At 59.6% G+C, this 18,924-nt stretch carries 14 protein-coding genes; 4 read left to right on the forward strand and 10 right to left on the reverse strand.

Translation table 11 applies throughout. The features are described 5' to 3' along the window. The 6 genes from JSO19_RS05160 to JSO19_RS05185 all read right to left on the reverse strand — a co-directional run bounded on the left by JSO19_RS05160 (position 1) and on the right by JSO19_RS05185 (position 9,067). Positions 1-942 carry a DnaJ C-terminal domain-containing protein gene (locus JSO19_RS05160; RefSeq protein WP_270910209.1) on the reverse strand — a complete coding sequence of 314 codons (942 nt, stop codon included), beginning with the start codon at positions 940-942 and terminating at the stop codon, positions 1-3. Next, entirely contained in the window at positions 935-1,555 is a 621-nt protein-coding gene (locus JSO19_RS05165) for a nucleotide exchange factor GrpE (protein ID WP_270910211.1), read from the reverse strand. The genes JSO19_RS05160 and JSO19_RS05165 overlap by 8 nt, the downstream gene beginning before the upstream one ends. A gap of 2 nt (positions 1,556-1,557) precedes the next feature. Next, positions 1,558-3,402, reverse strand: a complete 1,845-nt coding sequence (dnaK, locus tag JSO19_RS05170; RefSeq protein ID WP_270910212.1) for a molecular chaperone DnaK — start codon at positions 3,400-3,402, stop codon at positions 1,558-1,560. 249 nt (positions 3,403-3,651) lie between these two features. Further along, the gene (locus JSO19_RS05175) at positions 3,652-4,683 is read right to left on the reverse strand and encodes an HTTM domain-containing protein (RefSeq protein ID WP_270910213.1); all 1,032 of its coding nucleotides are present in this window, start codon (positions 4,681-4,683) and stop codon (positions 3,652-3,654) included. Further along, positions 4,673-5,497 (reverse strand): DUF5819 family protein, encoded by an 825-nt coding sequence (locus JSO19_RS05180; protein ID WP_270910214.1) that lies wholly within the window; start codon positions 5,495-5,497, stop codon positions 4,673-4,675. The genes JSO19_RS05175 and JSO19_RS05180 overlap by 11 nt, the downstream gene beginning before the upstream one ends. 120 nt (positions 5,498-5,617) lie before the next feature. After that, positions 5,618-9,067, reverse strand: a complete 3,450-nt coding sequence (locus tag JSO19_RS05185) for a choice-of-anchor G family protein (RefSeq protein ID WP_270910215.1) — start codon at positions 9,065-9,067, stop codon at positions 5,618-5,620. Between the two features lie 477 nt (positions 9,068-9,544). Here JSO19_RS05185 and JSO19_RS05190 point away from each other — a divergent pair, with 477 nt between their 5' ends. Next, positions 9,545-11,914 carry a helix-turn-helix transcriptional regulator gene (locus JSO19_RS05190; protein ID WP_270910216.1) on the forward strand — a complete coding sequence of 790 codons (2,370 nt, stop codon included), beginning with the start codon at positions 9,545-9,547 and terminating at the stop codon, positions 11,912-11,914. Positions 11,915-11,975: 61 nt separating this feature from the next. Then, on the forward strand, positions 11,976-13,292 hold the full coding sequence (locus JSO19_RS05195; RefSeq protein WP_270910217.1) for an MFS transporter: 1,317 nt from the start codon (positions 11,976-11,978) through the stop codon (positions 13,290-13,292). Between the two features lie 63 nt (positions 13,293-13,355). On the opposite strand, the gene JSO19_RS05200 is transcribed toward JSO19_RS05195, so the two are convergent. Genes JSO19_RS05200 through JSO19_RS05215 form a run of 4 tightly spaced genes read right to left on the reverse strand, consistent with a single transcriptional unit; the run spans position 13,356 to position 16,933 of the window. Continuing rightward, positions 13,356-14,096 (reverse strand): FadR/GntR family transcriptional regulator, encoded by a 741-nt coding sequence (locus JSO19_RS05200; protein ID WP_217136373.1) that lies wholly within the window; start codon positions 14,094-14,096, stop codon positions 13,356-13,358. 50 nt (positions 14,097-14,146) lie between these two features. Further along, on the reverse strand, positions 14,147-15,091 hold the full coding sequence (locus JSO19_RS05205; protein WP_270910218.1) for an ABC transporter substrate-binding protein: 945 nt from the start codon (positions 15,089-15,091) through the stop codon (positions 14,147-14,149). Positions 15,092-15,116: 25 nt separating this feature from the next. Next, on the reverse strand, positions 15,117-15,887 hold the full coding sequence (locus JSO19_RS05210) for an ABC transporter ATP-binding protein (RefSeq protein ID WP_270910219.1): 771 nt from the start codon (positions 15,885-15,887) through the stop codon (positions 15,117-15,119). Further along, positions 15,884-16,933, reverse strand: a complete 1,050-nt coding sequence (locus tag JSO19_RS05215) for a FecCD family ABC transporter permease (RefSeq protein ID WP_217136370.1) — start codon at positions 16,931-16,933, stop codon at positions 15,884-15,886. The genes JSO19_RS05210 and JSO19_RS05215 overlap by 4 nt, the downstream gene beginning before the upstream one ends. A gap of 109 nt (positions 16,934-17,042) precedes the next feature. On the opposite strand from JSO19_RS05215, the gene JSO19_RS05220 reads away from it, so the two are divergent. After that, complete coding sequence (locus tag JSO19_RS05220; protein ID WP_270910220.1) at positions 17,043-18,140, forward strand: ferrochelatase; 1,098 nt, start codon at positions 17,043-17,045, stop codon at positions 18,138-18,140. A 44-nt stretch (positions 18,141-18,184) separates the two neighbouring features. Then, entirely contained in the window at positions 18,185-18,895 is a 711-nt protein-coding gene (gene hemQ, locus JSO19_RS05225; RefSeq protein WP_270910221.1) for a hydrogen peroxide-dependent heme synthase, read from the forward strand. The last annotated feature ends 29 nt before the right edge of the window (positions 18,896-18,924 follow it).

Consider the following 18,924-nt stretch of genomic DNA (forward strand, 5'->3'; position numbering starts at 1 on the left):
TTACTTCATTCGTGAAACAAGATCTGCGCGCGGATCTTCTTCGGGTTCAACCGCATGCCAGGCGTCAAGCGCCTTGCGCTGCTCACTCGTGAGGTGAGCCGGAACGGCCACCTGCACCTCTGCGAGCAGGTCACCGGTGACCTTCGATGTTTTCACACCGCGGCCCTTGACGCGCAACACTCGCCCGCTCGGGGTTCCCGGCTGCACGCGTAACTTGACCGAACCGCCGCCAAGCGTCGGCACCTCGATCGTGGCGCCGAGCACAGCCTCGGTGAAGGTGATGGGAACAGTGAGTCGCAGGTTGTTGTCTTCACGCCGGTACACCGGGTGCTTGCGCACGGTGACCGTGAGAATAATGTCGCCTGCGGGCCCGCCGTCGGGGCTTGGCTCTCCCTTGCCCCGCACCTTGATCTTCTGTCCGTCTTTGACGCCGGCGGGAATGCGCACTCGCGTGCTCTCCCCCGTCGAGGTTCGCAGGGTCAGGGTCGAGCCCTGGGCCGCGGTTTCGAGATCGAGCACCGTTGAGGTGGCGATGTCTCGCCCGCGCTGTGGGGCACGAGCACCCCCGCCACCGAACATGCCGCCAAAAATGTCTTCGAAGCCGCCCGGGGCACCCTGGTAAGAGAAGTGCCCGCCACCGCCCCCGAAGGGACCGCCGAACATGTCTTCAAAGCCCTGGCCACCCGAGGTGAACCGTGCGCCACCGGCGCCCATCGCACGGATCTGGTCGTACTCTTCGCGCTGCTCGGGATCGCTCAGCACATCGTAGGCTTCGCTGATCTCTTTGAATCGGGATTCTGCTTTCGCATCGTCTGGATTCGAGTCGGGGTGGTATTTCCTGGCAAGCTTGCGAAAGGCTTTCTTGAGTTCGGCGTCACTCACATCTTTTGAGACACCGAGCATCTTATAGAAGTCTTTTTCAAGCCAATCTTGACTAGCCATCGGCACTCACCGCCACTGCGACCTTCGCGGGGCGAAGTTCGACCAAGCCGATGCGATACCCCCGTTCCACAACATCGAGAACCGTCTCTGACTCTGTACCGGGAACCGGCACCTGCGCGATAGCTTCGTGATGCTGCGGATCAAAGGCTTCGCCTTTCTCACCGAACGATTCGAGCCCTTGCTTTTCGAGCATGGTACGAATCTTTTGCGCGATGGTGAGGAACGCGGTGCCCTCGACGAGATCGCCGTGGGCCTCTGCGCGGTCGAGATCATCGAGCACGGTGAGCAGTGATTCGATGACCTTGGCCTTCGCCCGCTGCTCTTCAAGCTCACGGTTATCTTCCGTGCGCTTACGGTAGTTCGCGTATTCGGCGGTGAGCCTACGGAGGTCTTCGAGATAGGGGCTTTCATCCTCGGCCGCTTCTTCAGCTGCCGCGCCCTCGCCCTTAGCCTCTGCGCTCTGCTCAGCGCCAAGAATGTCTTCGACGGTCAGGTCGCCCTCTTCTGCCGAGTGCGGCTCAGGGTCGGGAGCGCCTGCTCCCGACCCTGGCTGCTGCTCTTCAGCTGAGGGGTTCTCGCCGTTCTCCGGCGTGAGATCCTCGTGCTGTGTCATGGCTACTTCTGCTCCTCGTCATCTTCGACAACCTCTGCGTCGATAACGTCTTCTTCGTCTGCCTGACCCTCAGTGTCGGCCGCTGGGGCCTCCTGCTGTGCGGCCTCGTAGATGGCCTGGCCGAGCTTGCCCTGGCTCTCGTTGAGCTTGTCGAAGGCGGTCTGAACCGCAGCCTCGTCTTCGCCAGCGAGCGCCTGCTTCAGCTCGTCAAGGTCACCCTGAACCTCGGTCTTCACATCTTCAGGAAGCTTGTCGCCGTTCTCTGAGATGAGCTTTTCTACCGAGTAGGCAAGGTTCTCGGCCGCGTTACGCTTCTCGAGCGTCTCGGCGCGCTGCTTGTCTTCCTCAGCGTGCTCCTCGGCCTCGCGCACCATGCGATCGATGTCGTCTTGCGACAGCGATGATCCACCAGAAATCGTGATGGTCTGCTCGGTGCCAGTGCCCTTGTCCTTGGCCGATACCTGAACGATGCCGTTCGCGTCGATGTCGAAGGTGACCTCGATCTGCGGAACGCCACGAGGTGCCGGGGCAATGCCCGTCAGCTCGAAGGTACCGAGGTTCTTGTTGTCGCGGGTGAACTCGCGCTCGCCCTGGAACACCTGAATCGATACCGAAGGCTGGTTGTCGTCGGCCGTCGTGAAGGTTTCTGAACGCTTCGTCGGAATAGCGGTGTTGCGCTCGATGAGCTTCGTCATGCGGCCGCCCTTGGTCTCGATACCGAGTGAGAGCGGGGTAACGTCAATGAGCAGAACGTCTTTACGCTCGCCCTTCAGCACGCCGGCCTGCAGTGCGGCACCGACGGCAACAACCTCATCAGGGTTAACACCCTTGTTGGGCTCGCGACCGTTCGTGAGCTTGGTCACGAGTTCGGTCACCGAAGGCATACGGGTTGAACCACCAACGAGCACGACGTGCGCGATGTCGCCAACCTTAACGCCGGCTTCCTTGATCACGTCTTCGAAAGGCTTACGGGTGCGCTCGAGCAGATCCTTCGTGAGCTCTTCGAACTTCGCACGAGTGAGGGTCTCTTCGAGGTTTGCAGGACCGTTCTCGGTGAGCGAGAGGTACGGGAGCTGGATCTGCGTGCTCATTGAGCTCGAGAGTTCCTTCTTCGCCTGCTCAGCGGCTTCCTTGAGGCGCTGCAGCGCAATCTTGTCGCCCGAAACGTCAACACCGGTTGAGCTCTTGAACTGGCCGATGAGCCAGTCGACAACGCGCTGATCCCAGTCGTCGCCACCGAGGCGGTTGTCGCCCGAAGTTGCGCGAACCTGAATGGTCGAGAAGTCGTCGTCTTTACCCACCTCAAGCAGCGAGACGTCGAAGGTACCGCCACCGAGGTCGAACACGAGAATGAGCTCGTCTTCTTTACCGCGGTCGAGGCCGTAAGCGAGTGCCGCAGCGGTTGGCTCGTTAATAATACGCAGCACGTTGAGGCCGGCGATCTCGCCAGCTTCCTTCGTCGCCTGACGCTCAGCATCGTTAAAGTATGCGGGAACGGTGATGACCGCGTCGGTCACCTTGTCTCCCAGGTACGACTCTGCATCGCGCTTGAGCTTCATGAGAATACGAGCGCTGAGCTCCTGGGGGGTGTACTTCTTGTCGTCGATCTGCTGGGCCCAGTCGGTACCCATGTGACGCTTCACCGAAGCGATCGTGCGGTCAACGTTCGTAACGGCCTGGCGCTTCGCGGTTTCACCGACGAGCACCTCACCATCTTTGGTGAACGCAACAACCGAGGGGGTGGTGCGCAAACCTTCTGCGTTGGCAATAACGGTGGGCTCGCCACCCTCGAGAACGCTCACGACCGAGTTCGTGGTACCGAGGTCAATACCTACTGCACGTGACATATGTGCTTCTCCTTCATGCTAGAAAATCTAAAGTTGAGCCTGATGAACTCAAGTTTACAGATCGCCGGGGCCATGTCAAGTCCGTCACGCTAAACTTGAGTCACTCACACTCAACATTCAGGATTTACCGAACGGTCAACTTCGATCTGCCTAAACTCGGGAGAAACACGAAAAGAGGCCGCCTGCTTCGGGAATTGGGATGGGGATGAAGCAGACGGCCTCGGTTTAAGGACTGTAGAACGACCGTTACTACAGCACAGTTTTTCGGCGGCCGGCCCTCAGGGCGCTGCTACCGCGCCTCATCGCAAGGGACGCCTGCTTATAGGCGCTTTGCACATCAGCGAAAACCTTCCTCCGTTCGATCCACGCGAAAGCAGCTACCCAGGATGAATCGCGCACGAACAACATGTCTAGGGCGATCATCGCCAGCGAGAATGGCCAGAGACCAAGCAAAATGGCAATGCCCAGGTGCATGAAGATGAGACTCGCCAAGGCAAAAATCCTTGCCGGTCGCCAGAGGATCATCACCGGGAAAAGGGTTTGCACCCACAAGGCAATAAAGGTTGCAACATAAATCACGAGCGAAGACTGCCAAATGAACTCGTTAACCATCGGATAGGCCATGAACACATCAAGCCTCAACGCATAGAAGAGCGCGGTGCCATCGAGCCATTCATCACCCAACAGCTTCCATACCCCGGAGGTAACGTAAACCACGATGATCTGAAAACAGCCAAGAACCAAGGCAGCGTTATGCGCTGCCTTCGTGACGTGTGCTGGCAGCCAGGAACGTCCATTCTTCCCTGCACGTCGAGCTCTCGAACGACGTTTCGCATCAAGCGAGTAGAACTCACCAAGGTTCGCAAAGAGCATGAAGAAGAGCGTGATGCGCATGAGCGTGTCACCGCCATTCAACACGTATGGATTATTTGCCTGAAGCGACAACAGCATCACAAGCAAGATGAGTGTCATCAGGCGGGTCCGCCACCCGAACAGAAAGAGGAGAACCACGACGATAAGCCCAAAAAAGGCAATGTCAAAGAGCGCCGGCGACGATTTCGTGAAGAGAAGGTCGAACGTGTGAAAGCCTCGTCGTTTCGCTTCAGGATCTGCCCAGAACGAGGCATGACCCCAGAGCAACGCGCGCTCTGGAATACTCGGCACGAGCAAGAACAGGAGACCAATGCCGTACAAGATGCGAAGCATTGAAAAGCTCCGCAAGTTGTGCTGCTGGCTAGTGAACCATTCGACGGCCCGTTCAAAGAGTGAGCTATTGGCCATTGACAGCAGCCTCCTTAAACGTTTTCTGTGCTCCCATGCGTTCGATCACTGCATGGTATTCATCGACGACTACCTTCGGCGCTCGCACATTTGATTGACGCCAGCCGAACGTTGTGATTATGGGCTTGAACTGTGAGCCTTCGTCGAAGCGGTGTGTGAAGTCATTCGGTCGGTCAAGCACAATGCGCCATTGAATGCGCTCTATTTTTTCGCCGAAGCCAGCGGTCGCATAGAGCGAGAGGTATCGCATCAGCATGTAATCCATGCGCAAGAATCGCACCACATCACCATCGTTTTCGCCCAGCTCTGCGACGAGTTCTTCATTCGGAATCGCCACAAAGCCACCTTCCCCGCGCTCAATAAAGGTGTCTTTGACGCGGGCTTTCTGCTCATCATTGAGTGCGTTAAAACGCTTGCGAAATGTTTGTGTCAAGTTCCAACTGCTCTTTTGTATGCGTGATGGCACGACGTTGCCGTGCACACCTTTCGTTTCGAGATCGGTGATCGACACCCAGTCAGATTTGACGAGCTTCTCGTCGTCGAACCACTGCGCCCTCATCTCAAGCGAAAAGTTCGCTTTCATGATGTTCGGTGCGAACACCCGCCAGTTTTGAGAAAAGTACGGCGACGCGATCGACTGCAATTCCCTCTTCAAAGGTGTGCCAGCTGGCGAAACCATGAGCACGGTACCAACCATGAGCAAAAGGCTCAGTGCCATCGCAATGATTGCCGAAAAATGGGCCGATCGAGATGGCGTGCTTCTCGTCGCTCTGCGCCTGCTCGTCTCGGCGCCCTGTGTGATTGTTTCTTTCATCCCGTTTCCTCATCGCGCGCATGCGCGACTTCCCCTGTACGTATCTGGCAGCTACTTACCGCAGTGAAGCGGAGTCGGGCTGGGACCCCATGGAGCCCCAGCCCGATCCACTGTAAGGAGCTAGCTCAGCTCTTCTTCCTGCTTGTTACGGCGCGCAATAAGCACGACCGCTCCTGCAAGGAGAACAAGAAGCGCTGCTCCCATGACCGGCAAGGTGAGTGCCGAACCGGTATTGGGCAGCTGGCCCTTCCCACCGTCGGTAGGTTTGCCACCATCGGTCGAACCACCGTCAGTCGAACCACCGTCAGTCACTGCATCAGCATCAGCATCAGCATCAGCATCAGTCTCAGTCGCTGCGTCTGCGTCAACATCAGCGTCAGTCTCGGTCGCTGCGTCAGCATCTACGTCAGCGTCAGCGTCGGTTTCGGTAGCCGCATCAGCGTCAACATCAGCGTCAGTCTCAGTAGCTGCATCAGCGTCAACGTCTGCATCAGTCTCAGTAGCTGCATCAGCATCTACATCAGCGTCAGCGTCAGTTTCGGTCGCTGCGTCTGCGTCAACATCAGCGTCAGTCTCAGTAGCCGCATCAGCGTCAACATCTGCATCAGTCTCGGTCGCTGCGTCTGCGTCAACATCAGCGTCAGTCTCAGTAGCCGCATCAGCGTCAACGTCTGCATCAGTCTCAGTAGCTGCATCAGCATCTACATCAGCGTCAGCGTCAGTTTCGGTCGCTGCGTCTGCGTCAACATCAGCGTCAGTCTCAGTAGCCGCATCAGCGTCAACATCTGCATCAGTCTCAGTCGCTGCGTCTGCGTCAACATCAGCGCCAGTTTCGGTAGCTGCGTCAGCATCTACGTCAGCGTCAGCGTCGGTTTCGGTAGCCGCATCAGCGTCAACATCAGCGTCAGTCTCAGTCGCTGCGTCTGCGTCAACATCAGCGTCAGTTTCGGTAGCTGCGTCAGCATCTACGTCAGCGTCAGCGTCGGTTTCGGTAGCCGCATCAGCGTCAACATCAGCGTCAGTCTCAGTAGCTGCATCAGCATCTACATCAGCATCAGCATCAGCATCAGCATCAGCATCAGCATCAGTTTCGGTAGCTACGTCAGCATCTGCATCAGCATCTGCATCTGCATCAGTTTCGGTAGCTACGTCTGCATCTGCATCAGCATCAGTTTCGGTAGCCGCATCAGCATCTACGTCAGCGTCAGTCTCGGTCGCTGCGTCTGCGTCTGCGTCTGCGTCAACATCAGCGTCAGCTTCGGTAGCCGCGTCAGCATCTACGTCAGCATCTGCGTCGGTTTCAGTAGCCACATCAGCGTCAACATCAGCATCAGTTTCAGTAGCTGCGTCAGCATCTACATCAGCGTCAGCGTCAGTCTCAGTAGCTGCGTCTGCATCAGCATCAGCATCAGCATCGGTTTCGGTAGCTGCATCAGCATCTACATCAGCGTCAGCGTCAGCATCAGTTTCAGTAGCTGCATCAGCGTCAGCATCAGCGTCAGCGTCGGTTTCGGTAGCCGCATCAGCGTCTGCATCAGCATCAACCGCTACGTCAGTGTCCGTTTCTTCGTTCTCAACGACCTTGACCGTCACCTCGTCTTCCGAGAGCTGACCCTCGAAATCCTGTTCGGCACGGATCGTGTAATCGCCTGGTTCGACGTCATCAAACGTGACGCTCCAGGTGCCGTCTTCGCCAACGACGGTCGTCTCAGTTGCAACGACGTTACCGTCGGCGTCTTTGAGCTCAACCGTAATGTCAGCACCGGGCTCTCCGGTTCCCTTGACGGGAAGCTCGCCTGCGCCAACCTCATCAGCGTCACCAGGAGAGGTAATCAGCACGTCATCAGCGGCTTCATCAGCGCTCTTAGCGGTCGAAGATGCCAGTGCAAGCTTCGCGACTCCACTCGCTGCGTGCCCGCTGTTGTTGCCAGGCAGAAGCGTCAATGAGAGAGCGCGAACCGTGAACGAGCCGTCACCCAGGTCGCCACCCGAACGGTTCAGCGGTGCAGCGGTTGGCTGCTCGTTGATCCGCAATGAGACGACCTTATCGGCGATTGCCTCCAGCACGGGGTTAAGCGGTTTAAAGACCGTCTCGGTGATCTTGTTCACCGCGGGGGTAAGCCCTGAGGTGACAAGGTCGAGCGCGTTCAGAACGATCGGCCCAAGTGCGCTCGTGAGCACACCCGAGACTGCATCGGTCGCCGTGTTGACTACGCCAGCAAGTATGTCTGCAATGATCTGGAACGGTCCAGGCAGGGCGAAGTCGAACTTAATCGTTGGCTTTGATCCGCTCAGGCCAGCAAAGTCAGCGATGCTGCCCTTGATCGTCAGTCCGCCGCCAACAACGTTCTGCCAGCTCGGTGATCCGACGACAGGAATGTATGGAAGGTGGCCCTGAATGTTAATGTCTCCAGCGATCGTGAGCGACAGCTTGTTCAGTGACCCCATGACCATATCGCTGATCTTGGTCGTAACGCCAGCAACCGTGTCGGCGATACCGGTGGTTACCGCCTGCACGAACTGCTCTGAGAACACCTCGGTGTTCGGGTCGAGACCGTTGAGCCCGTTAGGCCCGCCGACGAGCTTGGCGAGGTCAACCTGCACCATGCCGGTGTTCGGCTCGATCACGATCGACCCCGAGTCATTCGTCCAAGGGTCTTGCAGAAGCGTCTGTGTAATGTGCGAAACAACCTGATCGAGGCCATCGATCGAAACCTGAAGGTCATTCGACTTGATACGTGCGCCGCCTGCAACGCTCGAAACCTGAACAGCGTTTACCGTGTTCTTGATCTGGCCGAGCACTGCGTTCAGTGGGCCATTCTGGTTGACGAGCGCATCGATAGGCTTGATGGCCTCGTTGAGCACTGACGTGATGACGTTATCGACGGTTCCCACGAGCGGGCTGCGCAGTCGCAAGTCGGCACCGGCGACAACATACTCCGAGGTGCAGTCTCCGCTCGTGCAGTCAACTGACGATGCGAGAGCACCGATTTGCAGGCGTGCCTGGTCGAGCAGGTTGTCGGTCAGAACATCAACACCAACCTGACCAAAGAGGTCAATGAGGTCAACGTATGCGGGGTTGGTGCCAACACCCTGGTTCGGGCTGACAGCAATAGCACCGCCTTCGCCGATACCGCCGGCTGAAGCCTTCGACTCAGTGTGTGAGGGCGACGAAGCGTAGCTCGACCATGCACCAACCTCACCGAGATTGATCAGGCCGCGTCCGTCGGCATTCTTAAAGAGGGGAAGCTGAAGACCGGGACCAAGATCAATCAGCGTGTTGCCCAAAAGCCCCACGTCAAGCTGATTCCGGTCGGGCCCAACGGCTCCGGGGTAGCTCGATCGCGTCAGTCCTGAGTCTACGACCTCAAGACCGAGCGCGTCGGCAAATATGATTTCGCCCTGAGCGGCTGATGCCGCGTCAGAGTCGTACGAGAAGGCTGCGTGAGCGGGAGTCACAACTGCCGTTGCCATCGCTGGTGCGATGACGACCGACGCGGCAGCAGTAAGCGCTACTCCCCTCAGCCCTCTTCGACGGGTAAAACCCGCCTTCGGTATTACTGCTTTCAAGGTAACTCCTTAACCCTAGATTGTTATCTCTTGCAGTCGAACAGAGACGTGGAAAACAGGGCTCAACGCCCGTTTGGCACATTGGTGCCCTTGCCCACGGGGCTAAGACTATGAAGCAAGACCCCCGACGACCTACGTCGTTCAGCATTACGACATTCCCGCGTCAGAATTACGATGCGTGGCGTGAATGTTTACTCTTCAAACTCAGAAAACCTCAGATTTTTTGGTTCAAAATACCGGTAAAAACGGCATATTACGAGGAATTTCCCCTTTGCCCCACGTTTGGGGTATAACTATCCTCAAAGCTGGGGGAAACTACTTATTCAAAAGGAGGCAGCTGATGTATTTCGGGGTTCGGCCCTCGCTCCTGGCTTAGCCAATAGCCAGAAGGAGTGAGATGAAGACGCATTTTTCACACGACGTATCCATTGATACCGTTGAGAAAGTGAAGCAGTACCGGGTTCAATCACAGGGCATTTGGCTTATCAACACAGCGTTCTCGTCACCGCGCCACTCGGTAGCGCGACCGCCGACCTCGTGCGTGAAGCGATCGCTGAACTCAGCCAGACCTATACGGTCGTTCGAACACCATCGCCGCTGCCATCGCCAGACCAGCTTCGTGACCGGACCGCTCCCGTGCTCTTCGTTGCAGAAAAGGCTGAGGCCATCACGAAAGCCGACCTTGAGCGGCTCACCCCGTTCGCCGATGGAGGAGGCCTCTTCCTTATCGCGAGTGAGCATGACTCGACCAGTCGAGCTCTTCTCTCATCGCTCAAGTCTCTGAGCACTTCCAATGCGCAGTCTGACGATACGCCAGGGTTTGTCCATATTCGCATCGACCCGCTTCCGTTCGCCGAGATTCAGTTGCTCGTGAATCAATGCACAGGTGAGCACCTGCCCGACATACTCAGCCGTGAAGCCATAGCTGAGCTTTCCTACGGTAGGTACGGGTGGATCCGCGATCTCACGACGCTGTGGAGCCTCGGTCATCTTACGGCCAGGCCGTTCGCCGCGATTCCCGCGTCACCGTTGCCTCCTGCGCGGCTTCCAGAAATCGCAAGAGTCGTTGAGATGCTCCGCGATTTAGACTCGCAGGCCATGTGCACGGCGATCATTCTCTCTGAAATAGAGCCCCTGAGTTTGACGAGTGCTGCGAACGTCTTTGACCGTCAACACGTGCGCGAACTCGTTGCAAAGTCAATCCTTACGAGCCACGGATCGAATGATCGGTACACGGTTGCGCCGTTCATTGGTGCCGCGCTTCGTGAGCTATGCCCGAGTGACGAGCTCAGTACCGCGAGCATGCATGCTGCTGAACGCTTGCTACTCTTTGAGCACATTGGCATCCAGCTCAGGGGGCGCGATGCGACATTTTGTGCACGAAACACCGACGTTGCACGGCTGCTCACTACCGCTGAGAAGAGCCATCTGGTCACCCCTTATAAAGAGCTCCTTGAGCGAACATTTGCCGAAAAGGTGCAATTCGCGGCACCAGAAAACTATCGCTCGGTAATGTTACAAATTGCCCAGATCGAGCATCAGATTTCGCCACTCGACCAGACTCGCATGCACATCCGTCAGGGGCACTCGAGTGAACTCGATGAATCACTCGCCATGCTCCATGCGAGTTCGTGCCCCAACACGGCGATAGGTGCCCGCTTCATGCATGCCCATGCGCACGCACGCTACGGTAATGACCTGGCTTCCCCGCCTGCTGCACACGAAGACCAGCCGTCTCACGAGCATCACGAGTTTCGTCTCTGGAAGTCTTGGAACAATCCAGATATCGAAAACCCCGTGCCAGACCTGCACGACTCACTCGCCGAGCATCCAGAGCGCATTGTTCGTGACGCACACCAGGCGCTCATCGACCTTGACCTCGTGTGGCATGGCCAAAACCCACCTTCCGGGTCTTGGCTTCGCAATACTTCCCGGCAACCCCTCTTCGCACGCACCCTGCATTCCGGCATCGCCGAGATAGCAGCGACCGTGCTCATCGCTCAAGCACTCATTGCTTACCTCGCGGGCGAGTTCAGTCTCAGGGTCAAAGAACTGCGCATCGCAGCGGGTTTTTTCCCTGCGTCTGCGTACCACCAGTCGTGGATCACGTTGCTCGAGCACGCCGATCACGCCGCAAAGCGCTCAGACCTTGTCGCTTGCGCACGAGAACTCCACGGTCTGACCCTTGCTATACCCGAACTCGTTGGGTTACGTCTCAAAAAGTACCTGGAGGTGCTGAGCCGGGCAGTAAGTGCAGTTGCCGCTGATTCGTCTGACCATCTGTACAACCATCTCGCAACAACATTGCCGGTCGGTCGACAACACCTGTATTACGCAGGCCGTTTCGACGTGCTCTTGCGCACGCGCTCAATGCACGCCGAAACCGATAATGTTCTTCCCATCATCAGACTCGCGAGAAAGCATCTCGAAGCAAAGGCCGAGATGAACCCGCACGCACTGTCGCGTGTGGCTGATACGTTTCACCAGTATGGGCATGTCTCGCTCGCGTTCAATGCCCTCCACGATGCCCGCCAGGTTTATACCTCGAGAAGAGCCTCAAGCAAAGTGGCTGAGTGCAATACCAAGCTCGAGGCAATCAAAGAAACCGCCAGACGTATCGCCCCTTGGCACACCAATATCTCGTTGCGCCTGCCTGAAGTGTTGAAACTCTCGCATCGCGAGCTCGCCGCAGCAAAGCTCGCTGCACAAGGGCTTTCAAATAAGGCGATCGCTGAGGCGCTCGGCATCAAGATTCGAACGATCGAGTCGCACATAGCCCAGGCCAGGGCAAAGCTTGGAGCAAAGAGCAGAAAGGACCTTTCGCAACTCCTACCCCACGAGCATTAGCTGGCTAAGGTCACTCACTTCGTTCACCCACCCGTCGCACGCATCGGCTATTGTGTGACCCATGACGACTCTGCCCGTGAGCACTCCTGAAGACGACATTCCCGTAAAGAAGCGGGTCGTGTTCGCATGGTCGTTATGGGACTGGGGCTCGGCAGCGTTCAACGCTGTTGTCACGACCTTCGTGTTTGCCACCTACCTCGTGAGCGGTGCCTTCGGCGACGAGTCAGAGGTTTCGCCAAAGCTGGGCTTTGCGCTCACCATCGCGGGCATCGTGATCGCGCTCGTGGCGCCCATCGCGGGGCGCATCTCTGACTCGGGCGGTCACCGCAAGCGCTGGCTCGGTGTCAACAGCGCTATCGTGGCCGCGTGTATCGCGCTGCTCGTGTTCGTGGCACCCGAAGAGCGATACCTCACCTTCGCGCTCATCGTGCTCGCCGTTGGTAATGTCGCCTTCGAGTTCGCGAGTGTGAGTTACAACTCGATGCTTACGCAGGTATCGACGAATGCCAACGTGGGCAAGGTCTCTGGCTTCGGCTGGGGCATGGGTTATATCGGCGGCATCGTGCTGCTCGGTATTCTGCTCGTTGGCTTCATCTTTCCAGACGAGGGCTGGTTCGGCGTCACCGCTGACAACGCGTGGAACATTCGCATCGCAATGCTCTTCTCGGCAGTATGGTTCGGCGTCTTCGCCCTTCCCGTACTCTTCGCCGTGCCCGAGATTAACGCAACACCAAACCGTGAGCGTGCCACCGTCGTCTCTGCCTATCGCGACCTCTTTCGCACGATTTCAAACCTGTGGAAGACCGCTCGGCAAACCCTCTTCTACCTCTTTGCGAGCGCCGTCTTTCGTGACGGCCTCGCCGGCGTCTTCGCGTTCGGCGGCGTCATCGCGGCGGCTTCGTTCGGCTTCTCTGCTGACACCGTCATCATCTTTGCCATCGCCGCAAACGTCGTCGCCGGCCTCGCCACGATCTTGTGTGGCGCGCTCGAGGATCGCCTCGGCGCAAAGAACATCATGGTCGGCTCCCTCATCTCGATGGTGCTCTTCGGCCTGCTCGTCTTCATGCTCGCCGACTTCGGCGCATGGGTGTTCTGGGTGTTTGGCCTGCTACTGTGCGTGTTCGTTGGGCCCGTGCAGTCTTCGAGTCGCACCTACCTCGCCAAGCTCATTCCCAAGGGCCGCGAGGGCGAAATCTTCGGGCTCTACGCGACGACCGGCCGGGCCGTCTCGTTCCTCTCACCGGCGGCCTTCTCGGTCGCGGTGGTCATCGGCGGCAGCACGATCTACGGCATTCTCGGCATCGTGTTTGTCGTGCTCGTCGGCCTGCTGCTCCTGCTGCCCGTGCAGGCAACGGCGATCGAAGCACGCGACGAGTAGTACCGCCTGCAGCGTGCTCAGCGCCGCCTGAGACGCACATTCACCCCACGGGGCGGGGCTGACCTAGGAGTCGAAGCCTGCCTCGATGAGGGTGCTCGCGCGCTCGGTCTGCTGCTGAATATCAAGCATGTCTTCTTCGACCCTCAAGCCGAGATCGCGGTCGACGTGCAGCGCCATCGAGTGGGCCGCATTGCGCACGTCGCGCTGTTCAATCGCCTGAAGCACCGCGGCATGGTCACGGTGCTGCGTTGCGTCGTCGAGGCCGTGAAACACGCGCCCCTCTGAAATCGCTTTCTTGAGCACGCTCATGACGCCAAGATAGAGGTCTTGGAGCAGCTTCGATCCGCTCGCCTCAACGATCAAGTGGTGAAAAGAGCTCAGTGAGCCGAGTGAGCCGGTCTCGGCGCCGGGAACGAGCAGTCGTTCGTACGCCTCGCGGATCTGCTCAAGCTGTTCATCGGTGCGGTGGATCGCCGCGTGCTGCGCCGCCTCGATCTCGAGCGACCTGCGGTACACGAGCACTTCTTCGATGTCGTGGTCCATGAGGAACTGTGAAAGAACCGACGAAACCGGTGTGCGGGCACGAACGAACGTGCCCACACCCGGAATCGTCTCAAGCATACCGAGGTTTGCGAGTGAGCGAACCGCCTCTCGCACGGTCGATTTACCGACGCCGATGAGTTCCATCAGCTCGGGCTCTTTGGGAATACGCTCGCCCACGGCCCAATCGCCCTGAGAAATACGCGCCCGAAGAAACGCAAGTGTGTCTTGCGACTTCTGCGAACCTCTCGTGATCGCGCTCATGAACGTTCCCTTTCTCGAACCAACCTCCTTGTACTATATCTTCAATATGCCTAGCGTAAGCTCTCAACCCAGGAAGCGAGAGTGTCGAGACCGTGAATAGTCGTGGTGAGGCCGAGCGCCTGCACATCGCTTCCCTCAACGCGCAGCACGCGGTCTTGCGCGATCGCGTCGAGGCCGTTCACAGCGTCGTTACCGAGCAGCTCTGAGAAGAGACGATCGCCAGAGCCGTTCATGTCGATGAGCACGATGCCATCAGGGTTTGCCTCGACGACCTGCTCTGCCTGAATGGGCCCGGTCGTCTCGATGCCGAGTTCGGCGCTCACGTTGGTTGCGCCGGCAAGACCCAAGAGGTGTGATGGGAAGGCGTTTGCCGCGGTAATGAAGGGGCGACCGGCCTGGTTACTGAGCAGCAGCACGCGCGGTGCGTCGCCGTCGGCCTTAGCGCGCTCGGTGAGTCCCTCGCGTAGGGTACTGCTCAGCTCTGCCGCCTTGTCGCTGGCACCGACCTCTGCCCCGATGAGCTCGACGTTTTCAATCAGGTCTTCTGGCGTCGACCAGGTATTCGGAGTGAGCAAGGTCTCGATACCCGCGTGCTCAAGCACGGTGCCAATCGTGTCTTCGGCGCCGTGGCGCGGCGTCATGATCACGAGGTCGGGCGAGAGGTCGATCACGGTCTCGGCGTCGAGTTCTTTTTCGACGGCATAGGTGCTCTCGACGTTTGCGAGTTGCTCGATGTGGCCGCCGAGCACCGGGTTGCGAACCGCTTCGGGCATCATCACGATGTGGTCTTCGAGGCCGAGCTCGGCGAGCACCTCGGTCGCCTCATAGCTGAGGGCCGCAATGCGCTCGGGGGTCGCCTTCTCGGCGGTCTCGGTCGTCGCCTCCGGCTGCTCCTTGGGAGCCTCGGTTGAGGTCGAGCACGCTGCGAGCGTGAGCATGAGCGCGCTGGCCGCAGCGGCGGCCACGAGCTTGGCAGCCCGGTTCATCGTTGTCATGGGTGTTCCTTTAGTGTTCATGGTTTTAGAGGCCGTTCACCGACTCGGTCGGCGAAAGAATGTGCCGCCCACCGGGGGCGGTAAGAATTTCGGTGTGCACCCCGTAGGCCTGGTGCACGAGGTCGGCGGCGAGCACGTCGCGCGGCTCGCCGATGTGCGTGCCGCCCGTGCGGTCGAGCAGCAGCACGCGCGTGCAGCTGTTGAGCGCGAGGCTCAGGTCGTGCACCGCGGCGATGACGATCTTGCCGTCGTTGCCGAGCCTGCGCATCGTCTGTTCGACGGCCCGCTGGTGCAAGAGGTCGAGCGCAGCGGTGGGTTCGTCGAGCACGACAACCGGAGTGTCTTGCGCAAGGACGCGCGCGAGCTGCACGAGCTGCTGCTGCCCGCCAGAGAGGGTTCCGAACCGGCGCTGTGCGAGGTGCCCGATGCCCGTCTCTTCGAGCGCCCGGTAACTCGCTTCGGTGAGGTCTGAACGGCCGCCAGCGAGCGATCCTACGCTCACGAGCTCGTGTACGAGCAACTCATCGGGCGCTCCCGTGTCTTGCGCGAGCAGCGAGATGACCCGCGCGCGCTCCTTCGCGCGCATGCGCTGTAGCGAGGCATCGTCGTAGAGCGCCTCACCGTAGTGAGCAACACCCGCCCCCGCGATGGCCTGCAGGAGCGACGATTTGCCGACGCCGTTCGGGCCGACGACCCCGAGCACGGTTCCGGGCTCGAGTCGAATGCTGAGCGCCGCAGCGAGCGCTTTGCCGCCGCGCATTGCCCCGAACGATTGCAGGGTGAGGGCCGGGTTCATGCGCGCTTCCTTCTGAGCAGGAGAAAGAGGAAGATCGGCGCGCCCACGAGCGCAGCGACAACCCCCGTCTGAATCACGACGGGGCCGAAGGCCGAGCGGGCAATCGTGTCGGCGACGACCATGAAGAGCGCTCCACCGAGCGCCGAGAGCGGCAGGAGCCTCGCGTGCTGAGCGCCGGCAACGAGGCGAATCGCGTGGGGAACCACGAGCCCCACAAACGAAATAATGCCGGCGACTGCGACGGCAGCTCCGGTGATGAGCGACGCGACGAGCAGCAGCACGATCCGCTCACGAGCGACGTTCACACCGCTCGTCGCGGCGATCTGTTCGCCGAGCGAGAGGGCGTCAAGTTTGCGCCGCCGCATGAAGAGAATGACGAGCCCGATACTAATCGGCACCGCCGCGATGGTGACGTGCTGCCAGGTGCGCAAATCGAGGTCGCCAGCGAGCCAGAACATGGCGCTGCGCACCAGGGCGTCATCGGGCGCGTTAGCCACCAGCACGTTGATGAGCGCGCCCGCGAGCGCGTTGATCGAGACGCCCACGAGAATGATTGTGGCGGGGCCGAGGTCTTTGCGGGTTTGCAGCACAAACAGGAGCAAGAAGGCAACGACGGCGGCGCCAGCAAAGGCCGCGACGGGAATGCCCCACGCGGCGTTGCTCACACCGCCCAGGGTGATGCTCGCGACGGCGCCGACCGCGGCGCCCGCCGAGACGCCGGTGACGCCCGGTTCTGCGAGCGGGTTGCGCAAGATTGCCTGCATGACCGCGCCGACGGTCGCGAGGGTCGCGCCGACAAGCATTGCCACGAGAATGCGAGGCAGGCGGATCGACCAAATCACCGCTTCGGTACGAGTTTCAACGGTGTCTCTCGCGAACAGTGCCTGCAGTGATTCCTGCCAGCCGAGACCCACGACCCCGACTGAGAGCGAGATCACCGCAGCGACGGCAATGAGGAGCAGCCCCAGCACCACAACGCCGAGCCCTTTGAGGGAGGCGACGCCCGCGTTCGCCGGCTTGGCGGCACGAGTTTCGGTAGCGGGCACGCATTGCTCCTTATGCATAACTGGGGCTAGAGTGGTCACGTCAGACGTATGGTTTCCACATCTGATGTTATACATCAGACGTACAGCTTTCCTGAGATACAGTCTCAGCATGAGCAACACCGTTATTCCATACGATGCACTTCTCCTCTGTTCTTTCGGTGGCCCGAACACCCCCGACGACGTCATTCCTTTTCTGAAAAACGTCACTGTCGGCAAGGGAATCCCCGAAGAACGTCTCGCCGAGGTCGGCGAGCACTACTACCACTTCGGCGGTCGTAGCCCCATTAACGAGCAGAACCTCGCACTGCGCCAGGCGCTCGAAGACGAGCTTCACTCACGCGGCATCACCCTGCCGGTTATCTGGGGCAACCGCAACTGGCACCCTTACACGGTCGACGCACTGCGCGACGCGAGCGCCTTTGGCACCAAGCGCGTGCTGACCCTCGTGACGAGCGCGTACGCATCGTACTCAGGAAGCCGCCAGTACCGCGAGCACCTCGCGGCAGCGGTCGCCGAGCTCGGCGAGTCAGCACCCGAGATTGACATTCTTCGCCCCTTCTTTAACGCTCCAGGGTTTGTTCAGAGCAACTTCGACGCGATCGTCGCTGCGGGCGAAACGCTCACCGGCGGCATCAAGGGCGCCCACATCGTCTACGTGACCCACTCGATTCCCGACACCATGCAAGACGCCTCGGCCGTGACCGGCCCGGGCTACCGCGAGCAGCACGAAGACGTTCGCCAGGCAATCGACGCGATGCTCGAAGAGCGCTACGGCGAGGCACTGCCCTCGTCGCTCTCGTACTGCTCACGCTCGGGCGATCCGCGCACTCCATGGCTCGAGCCCGATGTCAACGACCACATCGAAGCACTCGCAGCCCAGGGCGTCACCAAGATCGTCATCGCCCCCATCGGCTTCATCTCTGACCACATGGAGGTCGCCTTTGACCTCGACATCGAGGCGACCGAGACCGCTGACGAGATGAAGATCGAGTCGGCACGCGCCGCAACCGTCGGCACCGCGGCCCCCTTCGTGAAGAGCATCGTCGACATGATCGTCGAGCGTGCAGCACGCGAGCGCGGCGAGAACGTTGAGGCAGTGGCCGTCGGCTCACTCGGCGCTTTTCCCGACGTCGCGCCGGCCGATAGCTGCCGTATGCGCCACGGCGAGGTCACGAACATTCCCGTGCTCGCAGGCCCCGAAGACTAACCAGTCGTTTTCACCCACACCTCATCGAACTGAAAGGCCTTCACATGAATGCGCGCCCGGTCGTAGACCACACTCACGTTGCTGAAGAGATCAACGCCCAGACTAACTACGCCATGTACTCAGTGTTTCGCGAGAACCTTGACGCTCCGGCTCCACGCGACTCAGTTTCGAAGCTCCTGAAATCACTCAAGAAGGTGTCGGGCCTCACCATTCGTGGCTGGTACGACATCACCGGTTTCAGGGCCGACGCCGACCTGCTCGTGTGGATGCACGCGACCGATACCGAGACCCTGCAGCTCGCCTACAGCATGATTCGTGACTGGTCATGCGGCAGGCTCGTGCCCGTATGGTCAAACATCGGTGTGCACCGCCCCGCCGAGTTCAACCGCTCGCACGTTCCCGCGTTCCTCGCGGGCGACGAGCCGAAGGACTTCGTGTGCGTGTACCCCTTCGTGCGTTCACGCGAGTGGTACCTCATCGACGAAGCCGACCGCAGCCGCATGCTGCGCGAGCACGGCATGGCCGCGCGCGACTACGGCGATGTTCTCGCGAACACGCTCGCCTCGTTCGCGCTCGGTGACTACGAGTGGCTGCTCACCTTCGAGTCAGACGAGCTCACCCGCATCGTCGACCTCATGCGTGAACTGCGCGCCGTCGAGGCACGCCTGCACGTCATCGAAGAGACCCCGTTCTTCACGGGCCCACGCCGCAGCGCTGAAGAGCTGCTGTCGCGCGTGACCGTCAGGGGTCGCTAGCCGACACGAGCCGCGGCCTCACGCCGCGA

The sequence above is a fragment of the Leucobacter sp. UCMA 4100 genome (assembly GCF_027853335.1).
Taxonomy (GTDB): domain Bacteria; phylum Actinomycetota; class Actinomycetes; order Actinomycetales; family Microbacteriaceae; genus Leucobacter_A.